We start from the raw sequence: 9,852 nt of genomic DNA, 5'->3' as shown, positions 1-9,852 counted from the left end.
CCAAGGTCCTCGCCGAGGCGGGCACCGACGCCGTGGCGGCCGACGACGTCGCCTCGACGCTGCGCGCCGCGCTGCGCCTCCTGGGGGGCCACCGTGGCTGAGGTCTCCACCGAGACGGAGGGCGGGGGACGGATCGTCGCGCCCAGCGCCGACGAGATCGAGCGCGCCGCCGAGGCCGCCCTGCGCCCCAAGCGGCTGGACGACTTCGTGGGGCAGCAGGTCGTGCGCGACCAGCTCTCCCTGGTGCTGCAGGCCGCGATCGCGCGCGGCAACCCGCCCGACCACGTGCTCCTGTCCGGGCCGCCCGGCCTCGGCAAGACCACGCTGGCGATGATCATCTCCGGCGAGCTGGAGTCGCACCTGCGCCTGACCAGCGGACCCGCCATCCAGCACGCGGGCGACCTCGCCGCCGTCCTGTCCTCCCTGGAGGAGGGCGACGTGCTGTTCATCGACGAGATCCACCGCCTGGCACGCCCCGCCGAGGAGCTGCTGTACGTCGCCATGGAGGACTTCCGCGTCGACGTCGTGGTCGGCAAGGGCGCGGGCGCCTCCGCGATCCCGCTCGCGCTGCCCCGGTTCACCGTGGTCGGCGCCACCACGCGGTCCGGCCTGCTGCCCGCCCCGCTGCGCGACCGCTTCGGGTTCACCGGGCACATGGACTACTACTCGCCCCAGGAGCTGGAGCGGGTCATCCTGCGCTCCTCCGGGCTGCTCGGCGTCCACCTCGACCACGCCGCCGCCCACGAGATCGCCGGCCGCTCCCGCGGCACGCCGCGCATCGCCAACCGCCTGCTGCGCCGTGTGCGCGACTGGGCGCAGGTGCGCGGCGACGGGAAGCTCGACCTGCACGCGGCCAAGTCGGCCCTGGAGGTCTACGAGGTCGACCCGATCGGCCTGGACCGCCTCGACCGCGCGGTGCTCACCGCGCTGTGCACCCGGTTCGGCGGCGGGCCCGTGGGCCTGTCCACCCTCGCGATGACCGTGGGGGAGGAGGCCGAGACCGTCGAGACCGTCGCCGAGCCCTACCTCGTCCGCGAGGGACTGGTCGGCCGTACCCCGCGCGGTCGTGTCGCGACCCTCGCCGCCTGGGAGCACCTGGGACTCACACCGCCCGGATCCGCCGACCCGGGAACTCTGACCGCTCCCTGACGTTGTCCAGGTGGTGCCCCTACCGTGGGGAGCCCGAGGATCCGTGCCCGAGCACTACACTGGGTTGGATCCTCGTCGTACTTGCGCCACCGAACGTGCGCAGCACATCCGACACAGCAATCGAACAGGGACCTCACCGTGGAAATGTTTATTCTCGTCGCGATCCTCCTCGTGGCGATGTTCTTCATGTCCTCCCGCACCCGCAAGCAGCAGCGCGCGGCGGCGGAGTTCCGGAACAACCTCACGGTCGGCACCAAGGTCATGACCGCCTCCGGGATGATCGGGACCGTCGTCGACGTCGACGAGTCGGCCGACCAGGTGACCATCGAGTCCGTCCCGGGCAGCCAGACCACGTGGCTCCGCGCCGCCATCTCCAAGAAGGTCGAGGAGCCCGTCGCCGACGACGAGGACACCGACATCACGGCGGATGAGTCCGACGTCACAGCAAAGAGCGAAACGGGAAGTACGATCAGCCCCGACGCGACCGACGTCCCCGACGACCTGTCCAGCCTCGACACCGCCCAGCGCGAGTACCGGGACCAGCAGCGACGGGACGCCGACGCAGACGGCAAGTGACGGCTGCGCCGTCCGGTGACCCCGGGCGGCGCCTTACCCGCTCCGGACGTAGCCCGGCGCGCACACGAGAAGAGACAGACGTTGGCGACTGACACCCGGCGCTCGCGGCCGGTTCGCACGATCGTGCTCCTCACGATCCTGACGATCCTGCTGCCCTTCGGCGCCCTCTTGGCAGGTTGGCAGCTCGACGGCAAGTCGAGCGACAACCCGGACGGCGCGAGCCTTGCACCCGGTCTGGCCCTCGACCTCCAGGGCGGAACCCAGGTCCTCCTGAAGGCGGTGACCTCCGACGGCTCCGAGATCACCCCCGAGGCGATGGAAGAGGCCATCGGCGTGATCCGGCAGCGGGTGGACGCCAACGGCGTTACCGAGGCCGAGATCGCCAGCCAGGGCAACAACCAGATCGTGGTCGAGATCCCGGGTGAGGTGGACGACGAGACCGTCGCGCTGATCTCGAAGGCCGCGCAGATGAAGTTCCGCCCGGTCCTGACCATCGGCAACCCGACCCCGACGACGCAGCCCTCGGCCAGCCCGTCGGCATCGGCCTCGGCGGACGGCAAGGGCGACGGCGCCCAGGCCGACGGTGGGGACGCCGAGGAGGACGCGCCCGTCGGGGGCCAGCTGACCAAGAAGGAGATCGCCGAGCAGCAGAAGGCGGTCGAGGCGGCGACGGACCCGTCGGACCTGGCACAGATCACGCCGTCGGTCCAGGCCCGGTTCGACGAGCTGGACTGCACCGACCCGAAGAACCTCGAGGGTGGCGGCGGCGACCGTCCGGACCTGCCGCTCGTCACGTGCGACGCCACGGGCGCTGCCAAGTACGTCCTCGGCCCCGTCGAGGTGGACGGCACCGCGATCTCGAGCGCGAGCTCGGGCCTGCGGTCGGGTGCGAACGGCACCGTCACGAACGAGTGGGCGGTGCAGCTCGACCTCGACAGCGAGGGCACCAAGCTCTTCCGGGAGTCGACGCAGCGCCTGAACACGCTGGAGAGCCCGCGCAACCAGTTCGCGATCACGCTGGACGGCCTCGTCATCTCCGCGCCATCGTTGAGCCCCGGCGTCGTCATCACGGACGGGCGCCCGGAGATCTCGGGCTCGTTCACGCAGCAGTCGGCCGCCACCCTGGCCAACCAGCTCAACTTCGGCTCCCTGCCCCTGACCTTCCAGGTCGACGGGCAGAACCAGATCTCCGCGACGCTCGGCTCCGAGCAGCTGCAGCGCGGCCTCTTCGCCGGCCTGATCGGTCTGGCCCTGGTCGTCGTGTACTCGCTGTTCCAGTACCGCACGCTCGGCCTGCTCACCGTGGCCTCGCTGGTCGTGGCCGCCGCCATGACCTACGTGGTCATCGCGCTGCTCAGCTGGGGCATCGGCTACCGCCTGTCCCTGCCCGGCGTGGCCGGTCTGATCGTGGCCATCGGCTTCACCGCGGACTCGTTCATCGTGTACTTCGAACGCATCCGGGACGAGCTACGTGACGGCAGGTCCCTGCGCCTGGCCGTGCAGCGCGGCTGGGTCCGTGCCCGCCGCACGATCTACGCCGCCAAGGCGGTCAACCTGCTGTCGGCCGTCATCCTGTACTTCATGACCGTCGGTGGTGTGCGCGGCTTCGCGTTCACCCTGGGCCTGACCACGATCATCGACGTCATGGTGGTCATCTGGTTCACGCACCCGGTCATGGAGCTGCTTGCCAAGGTGCCGTTCTTCCGCGACGGGCACAAGGCCTCCGGCCTGTCCCCCGACCGGATCGAGGTGACGCCGCGGTACCGGGGCGCCGGCCGGATCTCGGCCCCGTCGGCCGGGGTGTCGGACGCCCCCGACCACGCCGCGTCCGAGCCGGAGCGTGAGCTGGTCACGGCGCAGTCCGTGACTCCCGCCCCGCGCACGGCCGACGACGGCCGCCGGATGACGATCGCCGAGCGGCGTGCCGCCGAGCGCAAGGCTGCCGCAGGGTCCGCAGAGGCGACCCAGCAGGCTCAGAACGAGGAGAAGCACTGATGGCGCGGGGTGGCTTTGCTCAGTGGGGTAACGACCTCTACACCGGTCGCCGGTCGTACCCGATCGTCCAGCGGCGCAGGCTCTGGTACTCGATCGTCGGGCTGTTCTCCGTGGCGTCGATCCTCGTCCTGGGCCTCCAGGGCCTGAACCTCGGCATCGACTTCCGGGGTGGCTCCGAGTTCACCGTGTCCGGCACCTCGACCACGGACGAGGACGTCGCCATCGACGCGGTCGCCACCGTCGCCCCGGGCGAGGAGCCGCACGTCAGCCAGGTCGGCGCCAACGCCGTCCGCGTGCAGGTCTCGCAGCTCGACAACGAGCAGACCGACCAGGTCGGCCAGGCCCTCGCCGACGCGTACGGCGTGGACGTCACCGAGGTGACGTCGAACTTCATCGGCCCGACCTGGGGCCAGTCCGTGAGCATGCGGGCCCTGTGGGGCACCATCGTGTTCGTGCTGGCGGCCGCGGTCTTCATGGCGATCTACTTCCGCGCCTGGCGCATGTCGGTGGCGGCCATCGTGGCGATGCTCGCCGACGTGCTGGTCTCGGCCGGCGTCTACGCGGTCATCGGCTGGGAGGTCACGCCGTCGACGATCATCGGCTTCCTGACCATCCTCGGCTTCTCGCTGTACGACAAGATGGTCGTCTTCGACAAGGTGCGTGAGAACACCGCCGCGGTGACCGAGCAGACGCGCAGCACCTACGCCGAGCGCGCCAACCTCGCGGTGAACCAGACCCTGGTCCGGTCCATCAACACCTCCGTGGTGGCCCTGCTGCCGGTCGCGGGCATCCTCTTCGTCGGTGGCTTCCTGCTGGGGGCCGGCACGCTGAAGGACATCTCGCTGTCGCTGTTCGTCGGCATCGCGGCGGGCGCGCTGTCGTCCCTCTTCTTCGCCACGCCGCTCGACGTGACGCTGCGGGAGCGCGAGCCCAAGATCGCCGAGCACACCAAGAAGGTCATGGACCTGCGTGCGGGCCTCGTGGCCGAGGGCGCGGACGAGGGCCAGCTGGCCGCTGCCGCGTCCGGTTCGGCCCAGCTCGTCCCGGGTCACCACCAGGGACAGTCGGCTCAGCCCAGGCGTCGCCGGTAGGCTCACGCCTTGTGGCAGACGACATGACCGACGTCGCCCTCTCCGGCCTGGTGCCGGAGAGGGCGACGCGCGTTCGCGACCTGATCGCGGACGTCCCGAACTTTCCCTCTCCCGGTGTCCTCTTCAAGGACATCACGCCCCTGTTGGCCGACGCCGAGGGCCTGGCCGACGTCGTGGAGGCCTTCACACGCCTCGCGCTGGCCGACGGCGTGGACGTCGTGGCCGGCATGGAAGCCCGCGGCTTCCTGCTCGGCGCGCCGGTGGCGCACGCGCTCGGCCTCGGCTTCCTGCCTCTGCGCAAGGCCGGCAAGCTGCCGCCGCCCACCCACAGCGTCTCCTACGACCTGGAGTACGGCTCGGCGGCCATCGAACTGCGTGCGGGAACATTGACCCCCGGTGCGCGCGTTCTCATCATTGACGACGTTCTCGCCACGGGCGGTACCGCGGCGGCCGCGGCAGAGCTGGTGGAGCAGTGCGGTGGCGTGGTCTCGGGGCTCGCCTTCCTGATCGAGCTCGAGGCACTTCACGGCCGCGACAGGCTCCAGGGCCACAACGTCGATACTCTCCTGCGGGTGGACACCCCGTCCGGTCCATGACCGGGTCGGACGGCGCATAGAGGTCCAGGGCTAGACTGTCGACTCCGGGTTTCGTCCCGGGGAAGGAGGCGCGTACATGGCGGAGAACACGGTGTCACGCGCTCCGGTGCCCGAGAAGAACCCGCCGACCCCTCCGGGCGGCAACCGGATGCGCAACCGGCTGGTGCGCCTGGGCGTGCGCAGCATCGGTGGCGGCACCCCGGCGGCGATCGAGCCGCTGCTGCAGGCGATCCGCAGCAACCACCCGAAGGCCGACGTCGCCCTGATCGAGCGCGCCTACGTGGTGGCCGAGAAGGCCCACCGCGGGCAGATGCGCAAGAGCGGCGACCCGTACATCACGCACCCCGTCGCGGTCTCCACGATCCTGGCGGAGCTCGGGTTCGAGGGCACCACGATCGCGGCCGCGCTGCTGCACGACACGGTCGAGGACACGGACTACGCGCTGGACACGCTGCGCAACGACTTCGGCGACGACGTCGCCCTGCTGGTCGACGGCGTCACCAAGCTGGACAAGGTCAAGTACGGCGACGCCGCGCAGGCCGAGACCGTGCGCAAGATGGTCGTCGCGATGGCCAAGGACATCCGCGTGCTGGTCATCAAGCTCGCCGACCGGCTGCACAACGCCCGCACCTGGAAGTACGTGCCGTCCAAGTCGGCGGAGCGCAAGGCCCGCGAGACCGTCGAGATCTACGCGCCGCTGGCCCACCGGCTGGGCATGAACACGATCAAGTGGGAGCTGGAGGACCTCTCCTTCCAGACCCTGTACCCCAAGGTGTACGACGAGATCGTGCACCTGGTGGCCGAGCGGGCGCCCGCGCGCGAGGAGTACCTCGGTGTGGTCAAGGGCCAGATCGAGTCGGACCTGCGCAGCGCGAAGATCAAGGCCACGGTCACCGGCCGGCCGAAGCACTACTACTCGATCTACCAGAAGATGATCGTGCGCGGTCACGACTTCGCGGAGATCTACGACCTCGTCGGCACGCGCGTCCTGGTGGACACGGTGCGCGACTGCTACGCGGCGCTCGGCGCCATGCACGCGCGGTGGAACCCGGTCCCCGGCCGGTTCAAGGACTACATCGCGATGCCGAAGTTCAACATGTACCAGTCGCTGCACACGACGGTGATCGGCCCGGGCGGCAAGCCCGTGGAGATCCAGATCCGGACGCACGACATGCACCGCCGCGCCGAGTACGGCGTCGCGGCGCACTGGAAGTACAAGGAGAAGACGCCGGCGGCGGGGGGCAACGACCCCAAGAACCAGGACATGGCCTGGCTGCGCCAGCTCGTGGACTGGCAGCGCGAGACCGCCGACCCGGCGGAGTTCCTCGACTCGCTGCGGTTCGAGATCGGCGGCGACGAGGTCTACGTCTTCACGCCGAAGGGCTCGGCCATGGCGCTGCCCGGCGGCGCCACGCCGGTCGACTTCGCGTACGCGGTGCACACCGAGGTGGGGCACCGGACCATGGGCGCCCGCGTCAACGGGCGACTGGTGCCGCTCGACTCGCCGCTGGAGAACGGCGACGTCGTCGACATCCTCACCTCCAAGTCGGAGACGGCGGGGCCGAGCCGGGACTGGCTCGGGTTCGTGAAGTCGCCGCGCGCGCGCAACAAGATCCGGCAGTGGTTCACCAAGGAGCGCCGCGAGGAGGCCGTCGAGACCGGCAAGGACTCGATCGCCAAGGCCATGCGCAAGCAGGGCCTGCCGATCCAGCGCCTCATGTCGCACGAGACCCTGGTCGGGGTCGCGGACGAGATGAACTACCAGGACGTCTCGGCCCTGTACGCGGCCGTCGGCGAGGGGCAGATCTCCTCGGCGCACGTGGTCGACAAGCTCGTCAAGGCCCTGGGCGGCGCGGACGGCGCGGAGGAGGACGTCGCGGAGGCGGCCCGGCCGGGTGGTCTGACCGCCCGGCGCGTGCGGTCGGGCGACCCGGGCGTCATGCTCAAGGGTTCCGAGTCGGCGGACGTGTGGGTCAAGCTCGCCAAGTGCTGCACCCCGGTGCCGGGCGACGACATCGTGGGCTTCGTGACCCGCGGCCAGGGCGTGAGCGTGCACCGCACGGACTGTGTGAACCTGGACGGCCTGCGCAAGCAGCCCGAGCGGCTGGTCGAGGTCGAGTGGACGCAGGGTGCGAACACGATGTTCCTCGTGCAGATCCAGGTCGAGGCGCTGGACCGGTCCCGGCTCCTGTCGGACGTGACGCGCGTGCTGTCCGAGAACCACGTCAACATCCTGTCGGCCTTCGTCTCGACGTCGGACGACCGGCTCGCGGTCTCGCGGTTCATCTTCGAGATGGCGGAGCCCGCCCACCTGGCGACCGTCCTCTCGGCGGTCCGCAAGGTCGAGGGCGTGTTCGACGTGCACCGCATCACCGGCACCAAGCCGGTCGAGCGGCCGCAGCTCCCGGTGTGAGCCCTTGTCGGACCTACAGGTCACTCCGGTGGCCTGTACGTCCGACACCTGGGCCGGCACGCCGGGTCAGGCCGTCCCCGGCGCGCCCGGGAGCAGCTCGCCCAGGTCGAAGCTGACCGGCTCCTCCAGCTGTTCGTAGGTGCAGGACTCCGGCTCGCGGTCGGGGCGCCAGCGCTTGAACTGCGACGTGTGGCGGAACCGGGAACCCTCCATGTGGTCGTAGCCCACCTCCAGCACGCGCTCGGGCCGCAGCGGGGTGAACGAGAGGTCCTTGCCCGAGCTCCAGCGCGACTGCGCGCCGGGCAGGCGGTCGCCCGCCTCGGCCTTGGTGGGGTCGGTCCAGCCCTGCCAGGGGTGCTCCTGGGCCGCGTCCGTGCCCGGCTCCACGACCAGCGGCGCGAGCTCGGCGATGAGCTCGGCGCGCCGTGTCGCCGAGAACGACGCCGCGACGCCGACGAACTGCAGCCGCGGGCCCTCGTCGGTCTCGTCCCACAGCCCCAGCAGCAGGGAGCCGAGCAGCGGCGCCTCCGGGGTCGACGTCTTGTGCAGGCGATAGCCCGCCAGCACGACGTCGGCGGTGCGCGTGTGCTTGATCTTGAGCATCGCGCGCTTGTTGGGGGCGTAGGGGCCGTCCGCAGGTTTGGCGACGACGCCGTCCAGGCCCGCGCCCTCGAACGAGCCGAACCACTCCGTGGCCACCGCGGCGTCCAGGGTGCGGGGAGTGGCGAACACGAGCGGGCCGGTCAGTCCCAGCCCGTCCAGGGCATCGATCCGCTCGGTGAGCGGACGGTCCATGAGGTCTTCGTCGCCGAGCGCCAGCACGTCGAAGACGACGAGCGCGGCCGGGGTGGTCTCGGCGAGCATGTGCACGCGGGACTCCGCGGGGTGGATGCGCTGGGACAGCAGCTCGAAGTCGAGGTGCGCGGCGCCGTGGCCGGACCGCTGTGCGATGACGATCTCGCCGTCGACCACGCACCGCTCAGGCAGGGCCTCGCGGACGGCGGCGGCGACGTCCGGGAAGTAGCGCTCCATGGGCTTGGCGTTCCGGGAGTCGATGCGTACCTCGTCGCCGTCGCGGTAGACGATGGCACGGAAGCCGTCCCACTTGGGCTCGTAGACGTACGCGGGGCCGGCGTCGTCGCCGGCGGGCTGGGCGGGTACCGACGGCACGCTCTTGGCGAGCATCGGCCGGACCGGGGGCTGCACGGGCAGGTTGAGAGTTGTCACGGGTACGAGCCTGCCTCAGCGTGGGAGGTAGCGCAGGTAGACGCACCCGCTGTCGAAGGTTCGGCTCTCCACCAGCCGTAGGCTCAGCCGCGCGTCCCTGGGCAGCGCAGGCAGCCCGCCGCCCACCACCTCGGGGTAGACCACGAACCGGAAGTCGTCCACGAGACCCTGCCGGATGAAGTCGGCGGCCACGGTCGGCCCGCCGATGGAGACGACGCCGGGCGCACAGTTCACGATGCGCCGCAGCTCGCCCGGCTGCAGGTCGCGCACGAGCCGGGTCCGGGCCGACGTCACGGCGTCCGGCGAGAGCGACGACGACGCGACGACCTTGTCGACGCCCCGCCAGATCTCCGCGTACCGGTCCGCGTGCGGGTTCGGGTCGGGCCCCGGTTCGTGGGTCTCCCAGTAGACCATCGTCTCGTACATGCGCCGGCCGTGGACGTAGACGGCGGAGTCGGCCTCGGTCTCGTTGACGAACGCGAGCATCTCGTCGGTCGGCCGAGCGAAGTCGAAGCTTCCCTCGGCGTCGACGGTGTACCCGTCCGCGGACATGTTCGCGGTGTAGCGCAGCGTTCCCATGCCGGTCCGACACCCGTGCCCAGCCGAACTCATCGGTCCGCGCGGGTGCGAGCGGGGTGAGATCGCGTGATCGTGGAGGGTGAAGGTTCATCCGTCGGGAGGAGTGACCATGCCGAAGCGTGACCCGGGACCGAGCGTCAAGGACAAGGAGCTGTACGAGAAGCTCCGCGACGAGGGCAGCTCCAAGGAGAAGTCCGCGCGGATCGCGAACGCCGCGGCGAACACC

General features: G+C 70.7%; 9 protein-coding genes. 7 read left to right on the top strand and 2 right to left on the bottom strand.

Going from position 1 to position 9,852, the window contains the following annotated elements:
• The first annotated feature begins 93 nt into the window (after positions 1-93).
• From ruvB to PROKR_RS11170, 6 genes are all read left to right on the top strand, one after another.
• Positions 94-1,149, top strand: coding sequence for a Holliday junction branch migration DNA helicase RuvB (gene ruvB, locus PROKR_RS34635; RefSeq protein ID WP_036963112.1), 1,056 nt, complete (start codon positions 94-96; stop codon positions 1,147-1,149).
• Positions 1,150-1,293: 144 nt separating this feature from the next.
• Positions 1,294-1,725 (top strand): preprotein translocase subunit YajC, encoded by a 432-nt coding sequence (gene yajC / locus PROKR_RS11190; protein WP_036963109.1) that lies wholly within the window; start codon positions 1,294-1,296, stop codon positions 1,723-1,725.
• A gap of 81 nt (positions 1,726-1,806) precedes the next feature.
• Positions 1,807-3,720 carry a protein translocase subunit SecD gene (gene secD, locus PROKR_RS11185; RefSeq protein WP_245605796.1) on the top strand — a complete coding sequence of 638 codons (1,914 nt, stop codon included), beginning with the start codon at positions 1,807-1,809 and terminating at the stop codon, positions 3,718-3,720.
• The gene (secF, locus tag PROKR_RS11180) at positions 3,720-4,811 is read left to right on the top strand and encodes a protein translocase subunit SecF (protein ID WP_036963107.1); all 1,092 of its coding nucleotides are present in this window, start codon (positions 3,720-3,722) and stop codon (positions 4,809-4,811) included. Before secD ends, secF begins: the two co-directional genes overlap by 1 nt.
• A gap of 23 nt (positions 4,812-4,834) precedes the next feature.
• Positions 4,835-5,407, top strand: a complete 573-nt coding sequence (locus PROKR_RS11175; RefSeq protein WP_036963105.1) for an adenine phosphoribosyltransferase — start codon at positions 4,835-4,837, stop codon at positions 5,405-5,407.
• Between the two features lie 76 nt (positions 5,408-5,483).
• Positions 5,484-7,820 carry a RelA/SpoT family protein gene (locus PROKR_RS11170; protein ID WP_051432879.1) on the top strand — a complete coding sequence of 779 codons (2,337 nt, stop codon included), beginning with the start codon at positions 5,484-5,486 and terminating at the stop codon, positions 7,818-7,820.
• A gap of 66 nt (positions 7,821-7,886) precedes the next feature.
• Here PROKR_RS11170 and PROKR_RS11165 read toward each other — a convergent pair whose 3' ends face one another.
• Positions 7,887-9,047, bottom strand: a complete 1,161-nt coding sequence (locus tag PROKR_RS11165) for an ATP-dependent DNA ligase (protein ID WP_084800376.1) — start codon at positions 9,045-9,047, stop codon at positions 7,887-7,889.
• A gap of 15 nt (positions 9,048-9,062) precedes the next feature.
• Entirely contained in the window at positions 9,063-9,626 is a 564-nt protein-coding gene (locus tag PROKR_RS11160) for a dihydrofolate reductase family protein (protein WP_036963101.1), read from the bottom strand.
• Between the two features lie 109 nt (positions 9,627-9,735).
• Between PROKR_RS11160 and PROKR_RS37365 the strand changes: the two genes are divergently transcribed.
• A partial coding sequence (locus PROKR_RS37365) for a DUF7218 family protein (protein WP_036963100.1) occupies positions 9,736-9,852 on the top strand: 117 nt, incomplete at its 3' end.

It is taken from the genome of Promicromonospora kroppenstedtii DSM 19349 (assembly GCF_000515355.1).
GTDB classification, from domain to species: Bacteria; Actinomycetota; Actinomycetes; order Actinomycetales; family Cellulomonadaceae; genus Promicromonospora; species Promicromonospora kroppenstedtii.
Note: the sequence above shows the minus strand (reverse complement) of the source record. Positions and strands in the feature narration are given on the sequence as shown.

What these genes read in the sequence shown, in the direction of transcription:
- yajC (WP_036963109.1), top strand. Translation starts at nt 1,294, where the DNA reads ATGTTTATTCTCGTCGCGATCCTCCTCGTGGCGATGTTCTTCATGTCC.
- secF (WP_036963107.1), top strand. Translation starts at nt 3,720, where the DNA reads ATGGCGCGGGGTGGCTTTGCTCAGTGGGGTAACGACCTCTACACCGGT.
- PROKR_RS11175 (WP_036963105.1), top strand. Translation starts at nt 4,835, where the DNA reads ATGACCGACGTCGCCCTCTCCGGCCTGGTGCCGGAGAGGGCGACGCGC.
- PROKR_RS11170 (WP_051432879.1), top strand. Translation starts at nt 5,484, where the DNA reads ATGGCGGAGAACACGGTGTCACGCGCTCCGGTGCCCGAGAAGAACCCG.
- PROKR_RS11160 (WP_036963101.1), bottom strand. Translation starts at nt 9,626, where the DNA reads ATGGGAACGCTGCGCTACACCGCGAACATGTCCGCGGACGGGTACACC.